The organism is Pseudomonas sp. Marseille-P9899, assembly GCF_903166565.1.
GTDB lineage: Bacteria > Pseudomonadota > Gammaproteobacteria > Pseudomonadales > Pseudomonadaceae > Aquipseudomonas > Aquipseudomonas huaxiensis.
Genome location: NZ_CAESCG010000002.1, coordinates 1122473 through 1142997, shown reverse-complemented (window position 1 = coordinate 1142997; position 20525 = coordinate 1122473). Strand labels below are relative to the sequence as shown.

Annotated in this window: 23 protein-coding genes; 9 read left to right on the top strand and 14 right to left on the bottom strand. The window is 64.2% G+C overall.

All coding sequences use genetic code 11. The features are described 5' to 3' along the window. Nucleotides 1-270 precede the first annotated feature (270 nt). Together HWV67_RS14575 and HWV67_RS14570 are read left to right on the top strand one after the other, a co-directional pair. On the top strand, nt 271-1755 hold the full coding sequence (locus HWV67_RS14575) for an aldehyde dehydrogenase family protein (protein ID WP_175651724.1): 1485 nt from the start codon (nt 271-273) through the stop codon (nt 1753-1755). Between the two features lie 160 nt (nt 1756-1915). Continuing rightward, a complete protein-coding gene (locus tag HWV67_RS14570) occupies nt 1916-2779 on the top strand; it encodes a LysR family transcriptional regulator (protein ID WP_175651723.1) in 864 nt (287 codons plus the stop codon). Between the two features lies 1 nt (nt 2780). Here the strand turns inward: HWV67_RS14570 and HWV67_RS14565 are convergent, their stop codons facing one another. The 5 genes from HWV67_RS14565 to HWV67_RS14545 all read right to left on the bottom strand — a co-directional run bounded on the left by HWV67_RS14565 (nt 2781) and on the right by HWV67_RS14545 (nt 6429). Continuing rightward, nucleotides 2781-3926: an HPP family protein gene (locus tag HWV67_RS14565; protein ID WP_175651722.1), complete on the bottom strand. Its 1146-nt coding sequence runs from the start codon at nt 3924-3926 to the stop codon at nt 2781-2783. A gap of 205 nt (nt 3927-4131) precedes the next feature. After that, on the bottom strand, nt 4132-4860 hold the full coding sequence (locus tag HWV67_RS14560) for an anti-sigma factor (protein ID WP_175651721.1): 729 nt from the start codon (nt 4858-4860) through the stop codon (nt 4132-4134). Then, nucleotides 4857-5390 (bottom strand): sigma-70 family RNA polymerase sigma factor, encoded by a 534-nt coding sequence (locus HWV67_RS14555; protein ID WP_175651720.1) that lies wholly within the window; start codon nt 5388-5390, stop codon nt 4857-4859. The genes HWV67_RS14560 and HWV67_RS14555 overlap by 4 nt, the downstream gene beginning before the upstream one ends. A 66-nt stretch (nt 5391-5456) precedes the next feature. After that, nucleotides 5457-5996 carry a DUF3455 domain-containing protein gene (locus HWV67_RS14550; RefSeq protein ID WP_175651719.1) on the bottom strand — a complete coding sequence of 180 codons (540 nt, stop codon included), beginning with the start codon at nt 5994-5996 and terminating at the stop codon, nt 5457-5459. Between the two features lie 145 nt (nt 5997-6141). Next, nucleotides 6142-6429 carry a hypothetical protein gene (locus tag HWV67_RS14545; RefSeq protein WP_175651718.1) on the bottom strand — a complete coding sequence of 96 codons (288 nt, stop codon included), beginning with the start codon at nt 6427-6429 and terminating at the stop codon, nt 6142-6144. Between the two features lie 178 nt (nt 6430-6607). Between HWV67_RS14545 and HWV67_RS14540 the strand changes: the two genes are divergently transcribed. Beyond that, a complete protein-coding gene (locus HWV67_RS14540) occupies nt 6608-7048 on the top strand; it encodes a hypothetical protein (RefSeq protein ID WP_371929310.1) in 441 nt (146 codons plus the stop codon). 60 nt (nt 7049-7108) lie between these two features. Here HWV67_RS14540 and ppnN read toward each other — a convergent pair whose 3' ends face one another. Beyond that, nucleotides 7109-8482 (bottom strand): nucleotide 5'-monophosphate nucleosidase PpnN, encoded by a 1374-nt coding sequence (gene ppnN, locus HWV67_RS14535; RefSeq protein WP_175651716.1) that lies wholly within the window; start codon nt 8480-8482, stop codon nt 7109-7111. 187 nt (nt 8483-8669) lie between these two features. Beyond that, the gene (locus HWV67_RS14530) at nt 8670-9863 is read right to left on the bottom strand and encodes a multidrug effflux MFS transporter (protein ID WP_306167782.1); all 1194 of its coding nucleotides are present in this window, start codon (nt 9861-9863) and stop codon (nt 8670-8672) included. Nucleotides 9864-10049: 186 nt separating this feature from the next. Here HWV67_RS14530 and HWV67_RS14525 point away from each other — a divergent pair, with 186 nt between their 5' ends. From HWV67_RS14525 to HWV67_RS14515, 3 genes are all read left to right on the top strand, one after another. Beyond that, on the top strand, nt 10050-11306 hold the full coding sequence (locus HWV67_RS14525; protein ID WP_175651715.1) for an OprD family porin: 1257 nt from the start codon (nt 10050-10052) through the stop codon (nt 11304-11306). A 92-nt stretch (nt 11307-11398) separates the two neighbouring features. Further along, the gene (locus HWV67_RS14520; RefSeq protein WP_175651714.1) at nt 11399-12601 is read left to right on the top strand and encodes an MFS transporter; all 1203 of its coding nucleotides are present in this window, start codon (nt 11399-11401) and stop codon (nt 12599-12601) included. A gap of 90 nt (nt 12602-12691) precedes the next feature. Continuing rightward, nucleotides 12692-13240, top strand: coding sequence for a cupin domain-containing protein (locus HWV67_RS14515; RefSeq protein ID WP_175651713.1), 549 nt, complete (start codon nt 12692-12694; stop codon nt 13238-13240). Between the two features lie 44 nt (nt 13241-13284). Here HWV67_RS14515 and HWV67_RS14510 read toward each other — a convergent pair whose 3' ends face one another. Then, on the bottom strand, nt 13285-14775 hold the full coding sequence (locus HWV67_RS14510) for a DASS family sodium-coupled anion symporter (protein WP_175651712.1): 1491 nt from the start codon (nt 14773-14775) through the stop codon (nt 13285-13287). 463 nt (nt 14776-15238) lie between these two features. On the opposite strand from HWV67_RS14510, the gene HWV67_RS14505 reads away from it, so the two are divergent. Next, nucleotides 15239-15571: a hypothetical protein gene (locus HWV67_RS14505; protein WP_175651711.1), complete on the top strand. Its 333-nt coding sequence runs from the start codon at nt 15239-15241 to the stop codon at nt 15569-15571. Nucleotides 15572-15683: 112 nt separating this feature from the next. After that, complete coding sequence (locus HWV67_RS14500) at nt 15684-16103, top strand: group II truncated hemoglobin (protein ID WP_175651710.1); 420 nt, start codon at nt 15684-15686, stop codon at nt 16101-16103. Nucleotides 16104-16160: 57 nt separating this feature from the next. Here the strand turns inward: HWV67_RS14500 and HWV67_RS14495 are convergent, their stop codons facing one another. From HWV67_RS14495 to HWV67_RS14475, 5 genes are all read right to left on the bottom strand, one after another. Next, on the bottom strand, nt 16161-16463 hold the full coding sequence (locus HWV67_RS14495) for a hypothetical protein (RefSeq protein ID WP_095159841.1): 303 nt from the start codon (nt 16461-16463) through the stop codon (nt 16161-16163). 202 nt (nt 16464-16665) lie between these two features. Next, nucleotides 16666-16857: a hypothetical protein gene (locus HWV67_RS14490; protein WP_110970919.1), complete on the bottom strand. Its 192-nt coding sequence runs from the start codon at nt 16855-16857 to the stop codon at nt 16666-16668. Nucleotides 16858-17029: 172 nt separating this feature from the next. Continuing rightward, nucleotides 17030-17914: an EamA family transporter gene (locus HWV67_RS14485; protein WP_175651709.1), complete on the bottom strand. Its 885-nt coding sequence runs from the start codon at nt 17912-17914 to the stop codon at nt 17030-17032. 136 nt (nt 17915-18050) lie between these two features. Next, nucleotides 18051-18602: an ATP-dependent Clp protease proteolytic subunit gene (locus HWV67_RS14480; protein WP_175651708.1), complete on the bottom strand. Its 552-nt coding sequence runs from the start codon at nt 18600-18602 to the stop codon at nt 18051-18053. A gap of 60 nt (nt 18603-18662) precedes the next feature. After that, complete coding sequence (locus HWV67_RS14475) at nt 18663-19058, bottom strand: low affinity iron permease family protein (RefSeq protein WP_175651707.1); 396 nt, start codon at nt 19056-19058, stop codon at nt 18663-18665. Between the two features lie 158 nt (nt 19059-19216). On the opposite strand from HWV67_RS14475, the gene HWV67_RS14470 reads away from it, so the two are divergent. Beyond that, nucleotides 19217-20128, top strand: coding sequence for a DUF72 domain-containing protein (locus HWV67_RS14470; protein WP_175651706.1), 912 nt, complete (start codon nt 19217-19219; stop codon nt 20126-20128). Between the two features lie 155 nt (nt 20129-20283). On the opposite strand, the gene HWV67_RS14465 is transcribed toward HWV67_RS14470, so the two are convergent. Next, nucleotides 20284-20520 carry a metallothionein gene (locus tag HWV67_RS14465; protein WP_175651705.1) on the bottom strand — a complete coding sequence of 79 codons (237 nt, stop codon included), beginning with the start codon at nt 20518-20520 and terminating at the stop codon, nt 20284-20286. Nucleotides 20521-20525 lie beyond the last annotated feature (5 nt).

Here is a 20525-nt window from a genome sequence, read left to right as displayed (position 1 = left end):
GAGTGGCCCTGCTTATTATTGGATGTCCATCGGGCCTGGTGACTACACAGGCCGCTGCGGATTCGGGGCCAGTATGGGAGGCGTCCGCCACGCTGAAAATGCACCTTCCAGAGACAAAATTGTACTTTCCATGGCCAACCATGCCCCGCCGTCGGACAACCGCAGAACGCGCTGGCAGACCCGGTCATGTAGGGCTGGCAGGCTCAGTCAAGTCACCCGCGCGAGCCTGCGCTAGGGTGCCGGCTTTGCCTATTTGCACAGGTACACCTCATGACCATTTCTCTCCTGCCTGCCGTCCAGGCGTTCTTCCAGCGTGACCACGGCCTGTTCATCGATGGCCGCGCGCAGGCCTCCGGCAGCGGCCGTCACCTGGACGTGATCGACCCGTCCAGCGGCGAAGTCATCAGCCGCGTCGGCGAAGCCAACCAGCACGACATCGACAGCGCCGTAGCCTCTTCCCGCGCGGGCTTCGCCCAGTGGTCGCAGGCCGCACCGGCGGTGCGCGGCAGCGTGCTGCTGAAACTGGCCGACCTGATCGAACAGAACGCTGAAGAACTGGCCCAGATCGAAACCTGCCAGTCCGGCAAGCTGATCCAGATTTCGCGCCACTTCGAAGTCGCCCAGGCCGCCCACTTCCTGCGCTACTACGCCGGCTGGGCAACCAAGATCAGCGGCCAGACCATCACCCCGTCGCTGCCCTCGTTCAACGGCGAACGCTACACCGCCTTCACCCTGCGCGAGCCGATCGGCGTGGTGGTGGGCATCGTGCCGTGGAACTTCTCCACCATGATCGCCATCTGGAAACTGGCCTCGGCGCTGGTCACCGGCTGCAGCGTGATCATCAAACCCAGCGAATTCACCCCGCTGACCATCCTGCGCATCGCTGAACTGGCGATCGACGCCGGCCTGCCGGCGGGCGTGCTCAACGTGGTGACCGGTGCCGGCGGCGTCGGCAAGGCGCTGATCGAGCACCCGCACACCGACAAAGTCTCCTTCACCGGCTCGGTACCCACTGGCCTCGCCGTGGGCCAGACCGCCATGGCCGCCAACCTGACCCGCGCCACCCTGGAGCTGGGCGGCAAGAACGCTGCGGGCTTCCTGCCGGACGTGGATGTGGAAACCGCGGTCAACGGCATCATCGAAGCGGGCTTCCTGCACTCCGGGCAGATCTGCGCCGCTGCCGAGCGCTTCTACGTGCACCGCTCGCAGATCGACGCGGTCACCCGCCGCCTGAGCGAGCGCCTGAGCCAGTTGAAGATCGGCTCGCCGCTGGATGAAGCCAGCGAGTTCGGCCCGGTGACCAACAAGCAGCACCAGGCCAAGCTCGGCCAGCTGTTCGCCAAGGCCCGCGCCGAAGGCAGCACCATTCTCCATGGCGGCAAGCTGATCGACGGCCCGGGCTGCTATGTCGAGCCGACCGTGATTCTGGCCAACTCGGCGAAGGACAGCCTGATGACCGAAGAAACCTTCGGCCCGGTGGCGACCTTCCTCGCCTACGACGACGAAGAGGAACTGATCGCGCTGATGAACGACAGCCCCTACGGTCTCAGTGCCAGCCTCTGGACCAACGACCTGGGCAAGGCGATGCGCCTGATTCCACGGGTCCAGGCCGGCACCTTGTGGGTGAACATGCACACCCTGCTGGACCCGGCGGTGCCGTTTGGCGGGATCAAGGCCTCGGGTGTCGGGCGTGAATTCGGTGGCGCGTTCATCGAGGATTACACCGAGCTGAAGTCGGTGATGATTCGCTACTGATCCACGCCGCCCAGCCTTGAGTCTGGGGGCGCACTTGCCGGGGCGCCGAACCGTCGCGGGGCACCAGAATTAACAGGATTTACGACGGCTTCGCCGCCGTTCGCGAGCAAGCTCGCTCCCACAGGGTAGAATGGCCAGCTCGCCCCCAATCTGGTGCCCCATGGACATCGAGCTGGCCCGAACCTTCCTCGAAATCGTGCGCAGCGGCAGCCTCGTCGCTGCCGCCGAACACCTGCACGTCACCCAGACCGCCATCAGCGCGCGAGTGCAGAAACTCGAACAGCAACTGGACTGCCAGCTCTTCATCCGCAGCCGCAACGGCGCCAGCCTGACCAGCAATGGCGAGGCCTTCGTGCCCTATGCCAATCAACTGCTGCAAACCTGGGAATCGGCCCGCCGCGACCTGCCGCTGCCGGACGGTTGCCGCGAGGTGCTGCGTATCGGCGGCGAAGTCAGCCTGTGCAACCCGCTGGTGCTGGACTGGGTGCGGGTGCTGCACGAACAGCTACCCAGCCACGCCATCCGCAGTGAAGTCGGCGAAAGCGCCGCCCTGCTGCGCAAACTGGAGATGGGCACGCTCGACGCGGCGCTGCTCTACCAGCCGATCTACAGCCCCGGCCTGCAAGTCGAACAGTTGCTGGAAGAAAAGCTGATCCGCATCCAACTGCGGAGAAAGCCGGAGCCCTACGTCTACATCGACTGGGGCGATACCTTCCGCCGCCTGCATGATGAAGCCCTGCCGGAACTGACCCGCCCGGCCCTGAGTTTCAACCTCGGCCCGCTGGCTTTGCAGTTCATTCTGGAACACGGTGGCAGCGGCTATTTCCGCACGCGGGTGGTGCAGAGTTACCTGGACCGCGGGGTGCTGGAACGGGTGCCGCAGGCGCCGGAGTTCCCCTACCCCACCTGGCTGGTCTATCCACGGGAGCGGGACTCGCAAGTGCTGCAGCAGGCGTTCGAACTGCTGCGCCAGGTGGTGGCAGGTGATAGCGACTGGTCGCAGCGCTGGGATCCGCTGATCTGACTCAGGCCGCCTCGGCCAGCCGCTCCTGCGCCAGCAGGTGCTGGCTCAGCGCGGCGATCAGGTCGGTCTGGGTGACCACGCCCACCACCTTGCCGTTCTCCAACACCGGCAGGCAATGCAAGCCCTGGTCACAGAGCAGCGGGATCAGTTCGACGGCCTGACGCTCGCTGTCGACGGTGATCACCGGCTCGCTCATGATCTGCGCCAGGCGCACCGGTTTCTGCCGGCCAAACAGCGCGCGCCAGCTGAAACGGGTCGCGGCCATGGCCGGCGCGACCAGATCGCTGAGGCTGATGATGCCCGCCAGTTTCCCGCTGTCATCCAGCACCGGCAGGTTTTTCAGGTGGTGACTGGCGAGTTGTTTCCAGGCTCGTTCCAGCGTGGTGTCGGGCGTGGCGAACTGCACGTCGCGGGACATCACCTGCGCCGCGGTGATCCCGCCGAGGCTGCGCTGCACCGCGTGGCGCTGGGTGGCGAGGATGATCCGTTCGAGGTCGTTGCGGGTCACGTCGACGAACTCGCCGATGTCTTCCAGTGCCTGGTCCAGATCGCTCGGGCTGACCCCGACGCGCTCGCTGGCCGGCTGGTCAGCGGTGGCATGAGTGGCTTTGCGTGGCGCGTTGATTTTCGGGTAGCGCACGCCGGTCAGGCGGTTGTACAGCACGGCCAGCGCCAGCACGATCAGGGCATTGAGCATCACTGGCTCGATCACCTTGACGCCCATCGCTGCCAGCGACGGATCGGCCAGCGCCAGGCTCACCGCCAGCGCCGCGCCCGGCGGATGCAGGCAGCGCAGCAGGCACATCAGCAAAATCACCAGCAGCAGCGCCGCACTCGCCACCATCAGGCCCGGACCGAACCAGTGATGCAGGCTGATCCCCACCGCCGCCGCGCACACGTAACTGCCCAGAAACGGCCAGGGCTGCGACAGCGCGCCGGAGTGCACGGCAAACAACAACACCGTCGAGGCCGCCAGCGGCGCCATCAGGTGCAGCGTCGCTGCGCTACCGAACAGGTAGCTACAGACGCTACCCGCTACGACCAGCGCCAGCAGCGCACCGATCGCGGCGCGGAACCATTCTTGAGGGGGAATATGCAAAGCGGCCGGAATGAAGCGATCGAACCAGTTGAGACCACGGTTAGACATGTGACGGACCAGGCACCTGTTTGAAGAAAAGAAGCCCGTCCAACAGCGGACGGACTTTGTATCGCGAGGGGGCAATACGCAAAGGGCTCCTTCCTTGGAGATGGAAAGATTGCCCGGCAGTCTGAGGAAATCTGACCGTCAGCTCAAATTCAAAAAAGTGCTGTTTCAGTGCATTTTTTTTGCAGTGTCACAAAGTGGTGCAAATTCAGAGCACCTTCACTGCACGACCGATGAACTGAACCGGCCCGCTAGGCTTGCCGCTGGCCGAGCCGGTCGGGCTTTCCAGGGTCAACTCGAAAAGCTGGTTGTCCTGCAGCGGCGGCAAGGCATCCAGCGGCACTTCCACGGTCTGCCCCGGCGCGATCAGGCCCAGCGACACCGGGCCGCTCCAGCCATCGGCCTTGGTCCAGAACTCCAGCGCCTTGTCCGCCGGCACTTCGGCCATGCCCAACGGAATCAATTGCACGGTGCGGTGATTGCTCGCCTGCACGACCCAGCCGGGCGATTTGTCCTGCGGCGCGACCAACACCACCAGGTAGGTCGGCGTTGCCGCGGGTGGTTCGCGCACCAGCAACACCGCCAGCAACAGGCTGGCCGCCAGACCCGCCACCGACGCCCAGCGCCAGGGTGTCGGGCGCTGCCACCAGCGCTCGGGACGGGCGGCAGACAGCGACGACGGCAGATCGCCAACGCTGCGCTCAATGCGTTGCCACAGGTATGAAGACGGTGTCTGCGCCGGGGCCTGCACCTGCAGCGCCTGCAAGCGGTGCTCCCAGGCATCGACCGCTTCGCGCAACGGCACATCGTGTTCCAGGCGTCGGGCGACGGCCTGACGCTGGTCGAACGGCAGCGTGCCGAGGACATATTCAGCGGCCAGGGCGTCACTGTCGTCGGGGCTTGATTCGCTGCTGTCGTCGAGGTCGCCGGTCGTCATCCCATGCACTCGCGCAAGGCAGCCAGGCTGCGTTTGACCCAGGCCTTCACCGTGCCCAGCGGCGCCCCGAACGTGCGGGCGATCTCGGCGTGGGAAAAACCATCGACATACGCGTGGACCAGGCAGGCCCGGCGTACAGGTTCCAATTGTTCCAGGCAAGCGGCCATGCGCCCGCTGCGCAGCGGGCCGTCCACTTCGACGGCGCTGTCATCCGGCTCGGGCTCATCATCCAATGGCACATCCCGCTCCCGGCGACGAAGAAAGTCCAGCGCCAGATGCCGGGTGATGCTGAACATCCAGCCACGGGCACTGCCGCGGGTCGGGTCGAAGGTGGCGGCGCGGGTCCAGATGCGGATAAAGGCGTCGTGCACCACGTCTTCGGCCAACGCAGTGTCCTTGAGCAGGCGCCGGGCAACGCCCAGCAACCGCGCGCCCTCCTCTTCGTACAGGCGCTGCAGCGCCTGGCGGTCGCCGCGTGCGCAAGCCGCCAGGTGGGCTTCATGGTCGAACGAGGTCAGGGGTAAGGTCACAGGGCTTGCCGTCGACGGGTGGTTGACGCTAGCAGCGTAGACCACCGCCGAACGGTCAACCGCGTCTTATCGGGCGGTCCAGAAAATATAGTCCGCCTGATAACTCACCTTCTCCTGCTTGCCCTTGTCGGCCGTGGTGCAGGCGCTGCCTGGCGCCACGCCGCCCTTGAGCGCCACGCGCTGGATGTAGGTCACGCCGGTCATGGCGCCGGCGCCTTCGGCCGGGTTGGCCTTGACCAGTTGGTACGGCAGGTTGCCCGGACTGGAAGGCGCCACCGCCAACTGGGTACCAGTGACTTTCGAACCATCCTTCGCCTGCCAGGTGGCGGGTGGGCCGAAGTAGTCGCCGATGGCCTTGCCGCTGCGGTCATTGAGCACGGCCTTGGGACCGACGAAGGTCCATTCGGTCTGCCCGGGCTTGTCAGCCTTGTCGCGGCATTCGTACGTAATTTCGCCGACGCCGACGGTTTCCAGCGCCACCTTGTGGCCGTCCGGCACCTTGATGCTGTCGGGCAGCGCGCTGGCGGCGTGAGCAGCGGAACCGAGCAGGAGGCTGGACGCGGCAAGCGCAGCGGCGGCCAGTGCGAAGCGGGATTGGCGGTTCATAAGGCGTGACTCCAGTCAGGATGATCGGTCAGGCAGCATGAGGCTGCTGTCTGAACTACCTGGCAGAACGCCAATTGGATGCAGGCGGATGAAAAAATAATCGCGGAACCTGTCCGCGACTATCCGGGTGATGCCTGGGCTGTGTTTAGAGGCCCAGTTCGTCGGGGGTCAGCATGTCCGACTCGAAGGCGATCCAGCCGTATTCCAGCTCGGCATGACCGTTGACGATTTCGCCGTAGTAGGTCAGGCCGTTATCGAGGGTCACGCAGATGTGCGTGGGGCTCTCAGGAGCAGCCAGAGCGCCATTGAAATGCACCTTCTTCAGCGTTTCCGTCACCGCCTCCAGGGAGATTTGCACGCCGGCGTTCTCGACAGCCTCGACGTCATCGCGCTGCTCGGCGCTGATGGTTACGGTGGCGGTGTATTTCTTCATGCTGAAAGTGCTCCGTGAGCGGAATAAACGGCCGCACAGGATAAGCCAGGATGGGCGCAAAAGCCCGTGTCCCGACGTGCGGGCCGGTTCCCGCGGCATCGCCAGCCATCACGAAACCGAGCACGCCGCTGCCCGCGCTGGTATCGTGCCGGGCTGAATGACTGCATGCCGTAAGGAGATGACCTTGAGTGCCGAAGCCAAATTGACCGGTGACCTGTTCGACGTCGACAAACGCCTGAACCTGAAGCCCGTGGTGGACTTCAACACCTACCTGAACAACGCCTTCGGCGACGGCAAATGCACCTGCGCCCGCTGCAAGGAAAGCGCGAACGACGAAAGCGCCTACGCCTTCGCCCACAGCTTCGAGTTCAACGGCATTCCGCTGCATCGGCGTTTTGCCACGACCACCGCGGCCGACGTGCTGGGCGTGCTGAAAAAAGCCTGGCTGTCGTACCACAAGGAAGAGTTGCCTGGTGGCAGCCTTGATATTGAGAACCTCAAGACCTTCGTCGAAGCGCGCCTGCAGGTCCGCCTGAAGCCGCTGTTGCTGGCCAGCGGGCTGGTGAAGGAACAAGAAGACGGCAGCCTGCTGTTGCTGGCTGACGGGGACTTCATCTGAACCCTTGAAACACCTCATCGCTGGCAGGCGCAACGCCGCCAGCAATGAGGTTTCAGCAGATCAGGCTACAACCCGGTAACACGGCACATACGCCGCCCCCCCCGGCAGCTTCATCCGATGCTGCTCGACAAACGCCTGCAACAGCCGATCCAGCGGCTGCATGATCGCCGCATCGCCGTGAATCTCGTACGGCCCATGCTCTTCGATCAGGCGGATGCCCTTGTCCTTGACGTTGCCGGCGACGATGCCGGAGAACGCCCGACGCAGGTTGGCCGCCAGCTCATGCGGCGGCAGGTCGAGGCGCAGTTGCAGGCTGGCCATGTTGGCGTGGGTGGGATCGAACGGACGCTGGAAGCCCTCCTCGATTTTCAACAGCCAGTTGAAGTGGAACGCGTCGTTGCGCTCGCGGCGGAACAGCTTCACCGCCTTGAGGCTCTCGGTCATCTGCCGGGCGACCTGCGCCGGGTCGTCGATGATGATCTGGTACAGCCCCTGCGCCGCTTCGCCGAGGGTCGCGCCGACGAAGTCATGCAACTGTTGCAGGTACGGCTCGGCACTGCGCGGCCCGGTGAGGATGACCGGGAACGGCAGTTCGCGGTTGTCCGGGTGCATCAGGATGCCCAGCAGGTAAAGGAACTCCTCGGCGGTGCCGGCGCCGCCGGGGAAGATGATGATGCCGTGGCCGACGCGGACGAAGGCTTCCAGGCGTTTCTCGATGTCCGGCAGGATCACCAGCTCATTGACGATCGGGTTCGGCGCCTCGGCGGCGATGATTCCCGGCTCGGTCAGGCCCAGGTAGCGGCCGCTGCTCATGCGCTGCTTGGCATGGGCGATGGTGGCGCCTTTCATCGGCCCCTTCATCACGCCAGGGCCGCAGCCGGTGCAGATGTCCAGCTTGCGCAGGCCCAGCTCGTGGCCGACCTTCTTGGTGTACTGGTATTCCTCGCTGCTGATGGAGTGACCGCCCCAGCACACGACCAGCTTGGGCTCGACGCCCGAACGCAGGGTGCGCGCGTTGCGCAGCAACTGGAACACGTAGTCGGTGATGCCCTGGGAGTTTTCCAGGTCGATCTTCAGGCGGTCCAGCTCGCTCTCGGTGTAGACGATGTCGCGCAGGGCGCAGAAGAGCATTTCGCGGGTGCTGGCAATCATTTCGCCATCGACGAAGGCATCCGCCGGGGCGTTGAGCAGTTCAAGGCGTACGCCGCGGTCCTGCTGATGAATACGGACCTCGAAGTCCTTGTAGGCGTCGAGGATGGTCTTGGCATTGTCGACATGGGCGCCGGTATTGAGGATGGCCAGGGCGCACTGGCGGAAGAGGGTGTAGATACTGCCCGAGCCGGCCTGGCTCAATTGTTGGACTTCACGTTGGGAAAGCGTCTCCAGACTCCCTTTCGGGGCGACCGAAGCATTGATTACCTGTCTTTGGGCCATGCTGAATTCCATGCTGTTCGGTGCCTGCGAACGACTGTGGCACCGCTGTTGTGAACGCCGCACGCGCGGGTCTCGCACCTGTTTGTAACAGGTGGCCGGGCTTGTAGCAAACGGCCCGGCTTCACTGAGTATGGACGCTTGCGACAACAGAGCGCGGCTTCTTCACACGGCCATCAGGTCGCCTGCTTCAAGGCTTGCGCCTTGCTTCGCACGGCAATGGCGGCAAAACACGCCAGACAACCGAAGCCCGCAGCCGCCAGCGCCAGGCACATCGGTGCCGGGGTGCCGTCAGCCAGGGCACTGACCACGGCACTGAACGCCGCGCCGAGGGCGAACTGGCACGCCACCGCCAACCCCGCCGCCGCGCCGGCCTGACGCGGTACAACGCCAGCAGGCTGGCGACGCATTGGGCCCCCATCAGGCGGGTGATGCTCACGTAGACGATCCCCCCCGCCACGATCGCCGCCAGCCCGCCCCAGCCACTAAGGCCAATCGCCAGCAACCACAGCGCCGCAACACCGCCCAGCGCCGCCCCTACCGACAGCATCCGCAACGGCCCGACGCGGCTGACCATCCGCGCGTTGATCAGGGTGACGACGATGATCCCCACCACGTTCAAGCCGAACAGCCAGGCGTACCCGCTCGGCGACACGCCGAAATACTCCATGTACACGAAGGGCGACGCGGTGATGAACGCGAACATCCCGCCAAACGCCAGGCCCATGCAGAGGATGTAGGCCAGCGCCACCGGCTGCCGGGCGATCTGCCAGTAAGCGCTGAAGGCCTTGGCCAGTGAATCGCCGCGCATGTCCGGGGCATGGGTTTCACCGATCTTCCAGGCCGCGGTGACCAGGCACAGCGTGGCGAACACCAGCAGGCCGAAAAACACCGTGCGCCAGCCATTGATCTCCATCAGCAGACTGCCCAGCAACGGCGCCACCAGGGTCGCGAGCATGGTCACCAGGTGCATCAGCGACAACACCCGCGCCGCCTCGCTGAGGGCGAACAAGTCACGCACGATGGCCCGCGCCAGCACCGCAGCCGCCGCGCCGCCGAGGGCCTGGAAAAAGCGCCAGACCACCAATTGCTCCACGGAGCTGGCGAACATGCAGCCCACCGTCGCCACCAGGTACAGAACCATGCCGCCCAGCAACAGCGGGCGCCGACCATAGCGGTCCGACAGCGGCCCGTAGATCAGCATGCCCAGGCACAGGCCGGCGAGGAACAGGCTGATGGTCAGTTGCACGCTGGCGGCATCGGCGCCCAGATCGCTGGCGATCATCGGCAGGCTGGGCAGGTAGGTGTCGATGGACAGCGGCGCGAACGCCACCAGCGCGGCGAGCAAGACGATCAGCCGGACCGGATTGGCAGTGTGGGTCATCGGGACTCCGAAATCAGGGAAGAAAGCGGCCTAACGTTAATATCTTAATTTTATTCGCAAGCGCAGCAAAAGGACTTTATTGCCAGAAAGATAATATGTTAACTATATGCCAAGCCCGCGACCCAGGGCCCGGCCTTACAACGCCATAACGAACGCACCAAAACAAAAACAAAAGGTATGAAGTCCATGTCCCTCCCCCGTCGCCTCACCGCGGCCAGCGCCGGCCTGTGCGCCACGCTCGCCCCGTACCTCGCCCATGCCGATTTCATCAAGGACAGCAAAGGCAGCCTGGAAGCACGCAATTTCTATTTCAGCCGCGATTTCCGTCAGAGCAACGCGCCGCAAAGCCAGGCCCGGGAATGGGCCCAGGGTTTCATTCTGCGTATGGAGTCAGGCTTTACCGAAGGCACTGTCGGCTTTGGCCTCGATGCCCTCGGCGAGCTGGGCGTGAAGCTCGACTCCAGCCGTGACCGCCGTGGCACCGGCCTGCTGCCCTTCGGCGCCAGCCAGGAGCCGGTGGATGATTTCAGCGAGCTGGGCCTGACCGCCAAGGCGCGCATCAGCAAGACCACCCTCAAGCTCGGCACCCTGCAACCGATGCTGCCGGTCGCGGCGATCAACGACGTGCGCCTGCTGCCCTCGACCTACACCGGCGGCTTGGTCACCTCCCAGGACATCGACGGCCTGACCTTCAACATCGGCCGCCTGGAAAAGCAGAACCTGCGCGACTCCTCCAGCAACGACGAGATGAGCTACGCCGGCGTCGAGAGCAGTCACCTGGACCTGGCCGGCGGCACCTACGCCCTGACCCCGCGCCTGGCGGTGAGCTATTACTACGCGCAGATGCAGGACATCTACCGCCAGCACTACGCCGGCCTGGTGCACGACCTGCCATTGGCCGACGGCATCAACCTGCGCAGCGACCTGCGCTACTTCGACACCCGCGAAACCGGCAATGACGCCTTGCGCTCGGCGCGCCGGGTGGATGGCGGCAAGATCGACAACCGCTTCTTCAACGGCATGCTGACCCTGGGCGTGGGCGCACACAAATTCGGCCTGGGTTACCAGAACCTCTCCGGCGACGGCGATTTCGCCTACCCGGGACTGGACCCGTACTCGGTCAACCTGGTCACGGTGAACGTCTTCACCAAGGCCGAGACCGACGCCTGGCAAGCGCGCTACGACTACAACTTCGCCGCCTTCGGCCTGCCCGGCCTGAGCTTCATGACCCGCTACGTCAACGGCAAGAACATCGAGACGGCGACGGTCAGCGGCGGCAAGGAATGGGAGCGCGACACCGATGTCGCCTACGTGGTGCAGGACGGCCCGCTGAAGAATTTCAGCGTGCGCCTGCGCAATGCCACCTTCCGTTCCAGCGGCGGATTGACCAGCGATATCGATGAAAACCGGCTGATCCTCGGGTACACCGTGGCGCTGTGGTGAGGGAAGAAAAAGCGTAAATACGGGTTTTATCTTCAAGATGTACAGCAGGCCGGGGCACAATGTGCCACCACGAAACCAGCCCCGGACTGCTTATGACCACCGCCCAGGTCCCTCCTGCGCAGCACACCGCCTTCGATATCCGTCCCCTGCTCTTCGCCCACATGGCCTGCACCATCGCCATGATGGCCTTCGTCTCGCTGATCGGCCCGATCGCTCGCGTACTCGACCTCGCCCCCTGGCAGGCAGGCGCGGCGATGACGGTGTCCGGGGTGATCTGGATGCTCCTCGCCCGCCCTTGGGGCCGCGCCAGCGACCGCTATGGCCGGCGCCGGATCCTGCTGCTGGGCGCCGGCGGTTTCACCCTCTCCTACTGGGCGCTATGCCTGTTCATCGACGGCGCCCTGCGCTGGCTGCCGCCCGCCTCGATCGCGTTCGCCGGCATGGTCATCGGTCGCGGCGCCATCGGTGCGTTCTACGCCGCCCTGCCGGTAGGCAGCAACGCGCTGATCGCCGATAACGTCGCGCCGCAGAACCGCGCCAAAGCCATGGCGTCCCTCGGCGCCGCCAACGCCGTCGGCCTGGTGCTCGGCCCGGCCATCGCCGCCCTGCTCGCCCGCCACAGCCTGAGCCTGCCGATGTACGCCATGGCGATCCTGCCGCTGCTGGCCCTGCTGGTGCTGCGGTTCAAGCTCAAGCGCCAGGAGTTGCACCTGGCCCAGGCTCCGCGCAGCGTGCGGATAACCGACCCGCGCCTGCGCCGGCCGCTGGTGGTGGCCTTCGTCGCCATGCTCTGCGTGTCCCTGGCGCAGATCACCGTCGGCTTCTTCGCCCTCGACTGCCTGGGCCTCGAGCCGGGCGACGCGGCGCAGGCCGCCGGTATTGCCTTGACCATGGTCGGCGCAGCGCTGATCTGCTCGCAATTGCTGGTGCGCAAGCTGCAATGGCCGCCGCTGCGGATGATTCGCGTCGGCGCCAGCATCTCGGCCCTGGGCTTTATCGCCAGCGCCTTCGCCACAAGCAGCCTGGTGCTGGCGCTCGGTTTCTTCGTCAGCGCGGCGGGCATGGGCTGGGTGTTCCCGGCCTTCGCGGCGCTGGCGGCGAACGCCGTGGACGCCTCTGAACAAGGCGCCACCGCCGGCTCCGTCGGCGCCGTACAGGGCTTCGGCGTGGTGATCGGTCCGCTGGCCGGGACCTTGATCTACAGCCTCGATCCGCGCCTGCCGTACCTGGTCGCCGCCGTGCTGTTGCTGCTGGTGGGGCTGTGGTCGACCTCACGCGCCCCGGCACACGTCTGAAACCCGCACGATCCGCCGTTCGCCGCTCGGGCACAGGCTGCCCGAGTGTGCTTTAATGCGTCGCCCATTATTTTTGACACCAAGGCGGCTATGGACACGGGGACACGACTCAGACTGGTGCGTGAACGCAACAAGCTCTCCCAACGCGAACTGGCCCGGCGCAGCGGCCTGACCAACTCGACCATTTCACAGATCGAACAGAATCGCGTCAGCCCCTCTGTCAGTTCCCTGAAGAAGCTGCTCGAAGGCATCCCCATGTCCCTGGCGGAGTTCTTCAGCTTCGACGAGCCGCCGCGGCAAGAACGCTTCGTCTTCCGCGCCACCGAACAGCCCGACCTGGGCAGTTCCGGCCTGCGCCTGCTGCTGGTTGGCGCCAGCGTCGAAGGCCGGCAGATGCGCATGCTGCGCGAGCTGTACGCGCCCGGTGCCGACTCCGGTGAAGAGCTGATCGTCCACGCCGAAGGCGAGGAATGCGGCCTGGTCACCCGGGGTACCATCGAACTGCGGGTCGATGGCCAGGTCAGCATTCTCAATGCCGGTGACGGTTATTACTTCCCGACCACCCTGCCCCACAGCTTCAAGAACATCGGCCCCGATGAGGCCGAGGTGATCAGCGCCAACACCCCGGCGAACTTCTGACCATCAGCCAGGGCATCGCGGCCAGCCCGTGATGCCCTGGCTCGTCACATCCAGCCCAGCCAATGCCACCAGGTGGCAGCAAACACCAACATCAGCAGATAACCGGCCACGGTCACCACCAACCCGACCCGGGCGAACTGCCGTGCGTTGAAGGTTTCGGTGCCGAGACACACCATGTTCTGCGGCGCATTGATCGGCAGGATAAAGCCGTAGCTGACCACGAAGCCCAGGGCCATGGTCATGCCCAGCCGACTGAAGTCACCCGGCAAGGTCTGCAGCACCGCGATGAGGATCGGCAACAGCGCCGAGGTCAACGCCGTGGCGCTGGCGAAGCCCAAGTGGATCACGATCAGGAACGCCCCGAGAATCGCAAACACGCCCAGCGTACCCAGTTGATCCAGCCCGGTATGGGCAACCACCTGCGCGCCAAGCCATTGCCCCGCATGAGTGCTGAGCAAGGTGGTGCCGAGGCTGATACCCACGCCGAAAACGATCACCGTGCCCCACGGAATCCGCGCTTGCACGTCCTTCCAGGTCATCACGCCGAAGCGCGGCAACAGCAACAGCACCAGGCCGGCATAGGTGGTGGACGTGGTGTCGAACGCGTGCAGTTTGCCTTCGGTAGCCCACGCCAGCAGCAGGGCCAGCGACACGCCAAGCAGACGCTTCTGCGCCCCGCTCATCGGCCCCAGCGCCGCCAGTTGCTCGGCGACTGCGGCCTTGCCGCCGGGGATGCTGTCGGTCTCCGGAGGCAGCATTTTCAGCACCAGCACAATCAGCAACAGCGACATCAGCACCGCCCACGGCGCGCCGGCTATCAGCCAGTCGATCCATGACACCCGGGCGCCGAGCATCTTGTCCATGAAGCCGACAGTCAGCAGATTCTGCGCTGCGGCGGTCTGGATGCCGATGTTCCAGATGCTGGTGCCCTGGGCGACGATGATCATGATCCCGGCGGCGATGTTGGAGCGCTTGTCCACGCCGAACGCGGCGATCACCCCCATCATGATCGGCACCACACAGGCACTGCGCGCGGTGGCGCTGGGCACGACCAGGCTGAGCAGAATGGTCACCACCACCGCGCCCAGCAGGATGCGCCGGGTGCTGACGCCAATGCGGTTTAGCGTCACCAGAGCGATGCGCCGGTCCAGCCCGGTGTGGGTCATCGCCGCGGCGAGGAACAGCGCGCCCACCACCAGTGCCAGCGCCGGGTTGGAGAAGCCGGTCAGGGCCATGCTCACCGCCGCCGACGAGCCGTAGGTGACGGTGGGGTCAGCCAAGGTCGGCGCGGTGCCGAGGAGAAACGCCAGCAGCGAGGTGATCATGATCGCACTGGCTTCGTAGGACACCGCCTCGGTGATCCAGATCACCACGGCGAACGCCAGGATCGCCAACACCCGCTGCCCCGCTACCGGCAAGTCGGCCGGCAACGGCAAAAGCAGCACGGCCACCAGCGCGACGATGCCGACCAACAAGCCGACGGGCAGCCCCGGCCTGGCGCCGGTGGTTGAAGGAGAAGTGCTTGTCTGGCTCATGAACGCCTCGCTGACTGCAGAAAACCCGGCAAGCGCTCTAGCACGGCGCTTACCCCTGGTTCTGATGATCCTCTCCACCCGCCCGGAAAAAACTGACCCGGATCAAACCCGCCCGACATTGCCGCAGGTGTCTGCAACGGGTTTTGTAGGGCAATCCAACAGAGCACTACATAAACGCCCCAGGCGTAGGAAAAGTATTTTGTAGTGCTAAGAAAAAATCACTACAAAACCTGTTGACGCCATTCGTCGCCCTCTGCATGATGAGCCCATCTCCCCGATCGGGAGTGCTGGCAAGGGTGTTCCAGACGGTCTGAGCAGTTTTCGGGTCGTCCGTGGAGAGGGACTGTCCAAAAGGCAGAGTGAAGAAAGCCCCTGTTGCAATGCTGCGATAGCAGCCTTGGTAGTGCGCTACATGAGTAGCGCCAGATAGACAAAAACCACTGACGGGTTAATGGGGGCTTTAATGATGAACTTGAACGAAAAACCGACCATCGAAGAATTGGCCAAACTGTTCGCAGCGCGTAAAGACAGCCTCGACAGCCACATTCTCTGGGTTTGCGATGCCGGCGAAGTGCATATCGACAGCCTGTCGCCTTACACCGCCGAAGACGAATTCGAAGAGCGCACGCCGAACATGCGCGCCCGGCTGAAGATGTACCGCCGCGGCCAGGGCTACGTCGGCAAGAAGGCCGCCGCCGACACTCAGTACGTCGGTCGCGTGTTGCAGACCCTGGAACAAGAGTGGCCAACGCTGCGTGAAACCCAGGGCGTGCAGATTATCGACCGCCTCTGCTGAGACACCCGCGTCATATTGAGCCCGGCCCGCAATGGCCGGGCTTTTTCATGCCCGGCATCAAAGTTTGCAGCGCGATTCTGGCTAGAATGCGGCTTTTCCCCGGAGTACGCCCATGACCAGTCCTGCTTTCGGCACCGCGGATGCGTCCTACCAGGCAGCCGGCGGCTTCGACGGCCTGCGACGCCTGGTGGATGACTTCTACGACATCATGGACCAGGACCCGAGCGCGCAGTCCGTCAGGCACATGCACGCCGATGATCTGAGCCTGTCCCGCGACAAACTGACGTGTTTTCTCAGTGGCTGGCTCGGTGGTCCGCGCCTGTTCGCCGAGCGCTACGGCCCGATCGGCCTGCCCTCCTTTCATGCGCAGTGGCCGATGGACGAGCGGCACGCGCAGATCTGGCTCGACTGCATGGAGCAGGCTATCGCTCGACAGGACTACTCAGCGGACTTCGCCGAGTACCTGCTGACTCAATTGCGGGTCCCGGCCGGGCGTATTGTCCAGGCCAGCCGTGCGCGGCACGGGCACTGAAACGCGGGCATAAAAAAACCGGCAAAGACACCCTGCCGGCTTTCTTCAACGGTTAATTCACGCCTGGCGCAGCAGCGCCATCGGCTCTTCAGGTTGCAGCCCGGCGACCATCGCCCGGGCCCGATCGACACCCCAGACCAGCGAGCGGCTCATGCTCTCGCCGGGGCGGGACGGGTAATACTCTTCCAGCAAGGCCTTGCCCTGACGGGCATAAACGCCGAGAAAAAGCTGCGTTGCCCCGGTGCGCGAAAGCCTCACCTGGACATCGATACTGGTGCCATCGCTGAACACCTCGTCATGACTGCGGCTGTGCAACCGGGCATCCGCCCATTCCCAATACTTCTCTTCCCTGATGCGCATTACAGTCCTCCACTGGATTTACCGCGCTAGTAAGGCACACATTACCCTCCCCCTCCAGCACCGCCGGGCGGCGCAATGAGCAAGATCAAGCAAAGCGGCATGAATTGGCACATTTCGCGTACCAGTCCGCGCTTTCAGGCAATGCCTTACCAAGAACAACGACGTGGCGCACAGGCCGAACATGCCCCGAAGGGCACGGGTTTCAGCGTTTTGGCAATGCGGCGGGCAGGAACCTGCGGCTTTCGATGCGCGAAGGCGTCCGGGATTTCCAGGTGGCCTGGGCATCGTCCAGGGTCATGTTGGCGAAACCGAGACGGAACGCCGCCTGGCCGCAACGCACCACGCTATTGACGGGAAATTCGTCACCGAGGTCTTCGAGAAATTGATCCTTCATTTACCGGCTCCCCTCTGAATTCGGTCGATACCGATCCCCCAGCGAGAGACCTGAAAATATCGACCTGGATGTTTCAGAGACTAGCCGGACATTTGCGGACTGCTCAGTCACAAAGCAAAAAGACCGACAAATGGCGCAGTGCAATCATTCCGCCCGCGCCCCTCGCTGAATCTCAGGCTCGCGCCGGCAGGAACCGCGCTTTCAGGCGCGGCCCGAACACGTTGATCAGCAACCCGACCATCACCAGCAAACCGCCCCAGCACTGGATCGCGCTCAACCGCTCATCCAGCAGCAGTGCCGACGAACTCAGCCCCACCACCGGAACCAGAAGCGAAAAAGGTGCCACTTTGCCGGCCGGGTAGCGCGACAGCAGCCGACTCCACAAGCCGTAGCCAAGCATCGTCGCGATCAGCGCCAGGTACACCAGCGACAAAATCGAGCTCATGCCGATATTACGCAGCGACGTCTCGATCAGCGCCGGGCCTTCGAGGTACCACGACATGGCGAAGAACGGCAACGGAGGCACCAGCGCGCCCCAGATCACCAGCGCCATCAAATCGATATTGCCGAAGCGCCGCGTAATGATATTGCCCATCGCCCAGCAGGCGCCGCCGCCGAGGGTGAGGATCAGCGCCAGCAACGGCACATGGCCGCCGTTCTCGCTGCCGATCAACGCAAGGCCCCCCGCCGCCACCAACAGCCCCAGCACACTGGCCGCCCGCAGCCGCTCGCCAAGAAAAAACGCAGCGAAAATCATGGTGAAAAATGCTTGCGACTGCAGCACCAGCGACGCCAGCCCCGGCGGCATGCCGTTGCCCATCGCTTCGAACAGAAAGGCGAATTGACCAAACGAAATGGTCAGCCCGTAAGCCAGCAGCCAGCGCCACGGCAACTGCGGTCGGCGAATGAAAAACACCGCCGGGATCGCCACCAGCGCAAAGCGCAGGCCGCCCAGCAACATCGGCGGCAAGCCGTCCAGCCCGACCTTGATCACCACGAAATTCAAGCCCCAGGCGACGATCACCACCAGCGCCAACAACAGATCCTTGAGCGGCATGTTCCCCCCGGCTTATTTGTAATATTCGGAAACATCATAACGTTATTACAAAAGTCGCTCTACGCCGCGAAACGAGACGGGCGGCCCGGGTTATGGCTGGGTCGTGATCGGATCGGTGCACCATGACGCGGCAATCTCAGGCGTGGACGCTCCACTGGGTGACATCCGCACCCATCGGAGAATCGTCGATCGCCTGGATCAGCCCGCACAGGATGGCTTCGTCGGGGGTGACGATGCGCGGGTGCGACATCAGGTAGCGCGGAATATCCAGCACCTGCTCCGCGCCCTCGGTGCGTTCGGCGACGATCTGCGCATAGAGCAGCAGGTCGTAATCCAGGCTCATCGCGTATTCCGCCATGCGCGCGTGATCTACCGAGCCATGCAGGTTCCAGTGGAAGGGATGGAACAGGAACTTGCTCAGGGCGCAGGCGGTGCGGTGCTCGCCGGCCAGAAAGAGGATATTGCCCATGGACTCGACCGTGCCGAGGTTGTGGGTGTCGACCCGGATCGGCAGCGAGCGCAGGAAGTTGTACAGGCTGAAACCGTAGCTGCACTCCCCGCCCATGGTCGCGATGTTCAATTGCAGACGTTCGGCGCCTTGTTGCAGCGCCCGCGAGCAGGTCGTGATCAGGTTGCCGCAGGTGGAGGAATTGATCGGTCCGGTGAAGTGAATGATATGAGTAGTCATGCTCACCTCGTTTCAGGTCGGTTGCCGAGGGCCAGGCGGCGCCTCGGCGTCTTCCGTGGGTCAGGCGTCGTCGGCCTTCACGTCCTTTTTGCCGGGTGACTTGTGCTCGGCCAGCTCACCCAGATGCTGATAGCGCTGGCGCAGCTCGTGCAACTGCTTCTCGTCCAGATCGTCGAGCCCGAGCAACGCATTGTGCGCGCGCTTGGTGGTGCGCAGCAGTTCGTCGATCTTGATGTGCAGCTCATCGGTGTCGCGGTTTTGTGTGTTCTGGATCAGGAACACCATCAGGAAGGTGACGATGGTGGTCGAGGTATTGATCACCAATTGCCACGTATCACTGAAATGAAACAACGGCCCACTGAGCCCCCAGACCACCACCAGCCCGAAGGCGATACCAAACGTCATCGGCCGGCCCGTCCAGTTGGCCAGCTTCTGCGCGAAACGCGAGAACTTCATGTGGGTGCTCCTCACAACACAGTTCGACATTCGGTGGAAAGGCTGGCGAGGGCAAAGTTCAGTCAATCTCGCCTGCCGGCGCCACTCGTCCATCGCCCTGAACGCATCGCCAGCACTTCCGGTCGCACGCCATAAGATCCCTCGCAAAGGACACCCCGGTGAGCGAGATCCACATTGGCATTTCCGGCTGGCGCTACGCCCCTTGGCGCAAGCAGTTCTACCCCGAGGGGCTGATCCAGGCCAAAGAGCTGGCATTCGCCTCGCGGGCGGTCAGCAGCATCGAGATCAATGGCTCGTTCTACGCCTTGCAAACCCCGCAGCGCTACGCCGAATGGCGCGACGACACGCCGGACGGCTTCGTGTTCGCGGTCAAGGCGCCGCGCTACATCACCCATGTGCGGCGGCTGAAAGAGATCGCCGAACCGCTGGCCAATTTCTTCGCCTCCGGCCCGCTGCAACTCGGCGACAAGCTCGGGCCGATCCTCTGGCAGTTTCCGCCGAGCATGACGTTCGATCCACAGCGCTTCGCCGACTTCTTCGAACGCCTGCCCCAGGACCGCCACGCCGCCACGCAATGCGCGCGCCAGTGCAGCACGCGCATGAACAAGGACGGCGCCTTCCACAGCCACGGCAACGGTCCGCTGCGCCATGCGGTGGAGATCCGCAACGAGAGCTTTCGCAACGCCGAGTTCATCGACCTGCTGCGCAAACACGGCGTTGCCCTGGTGGTGGCCGACACCGCCGGCAAGTGGCCGTACCTGGAAGACTTGACCGCCGATTTCCTTTACCTGCGCCTGCATGGCGATGCCGAGCTGTACGCCAGCGGCTACACCGAATCCGCGCTGCAACGCTGGGCTCAGCGCATCCGCACCTGGAGCCGTGGCCAGCAGCCCGCCGACGCCCAACTGGCCGGTGCGCGCAAGGACGCGGTGAAGGGCGCCAAGGACGTCTATTGCTACTTCGACAACGACCTCAAGGTCCGCGCGCCCTTTGATGCCCGTGATTTGCTGGAGCGGCTGAAGCTTGCGGGTGGGCTGGAGACGGTGCCGGGCGAGCGTTGGGAGATTTGAGTGGCTTGATCGCGAGCAAGCTCGCTCCTACAGAAGCCGAAGCGGAGGGCGCGCATGGGTGGGTGGTACACGTCCCCTGTAGGAGCGGCCGTTAGCCGCGATGCGCCGCGCAAGAGGCGCTCGATCACAAGAACGCCGCAAGCCCACGACAAACCTCAAGGCGAAATCGGATCGCTCGCCGGGAACGTCTCTTCCAGCGCGTTATCCACACTGGATTCCTTGGGCTGTTCCGGCGCCTCGTCGCCACAATGGCAATCGCCCATGCGGCACGGTTCGTCGTGGGCATGGCCGGCGGCGCAGGCCTCGCAGCAATAGGACTGGCCGTCGCGAACCACGGCATTGGCGCCCACCTCGCACGTACAGCCAGGACAGGCACAGTGATGATCGGACATGGTCA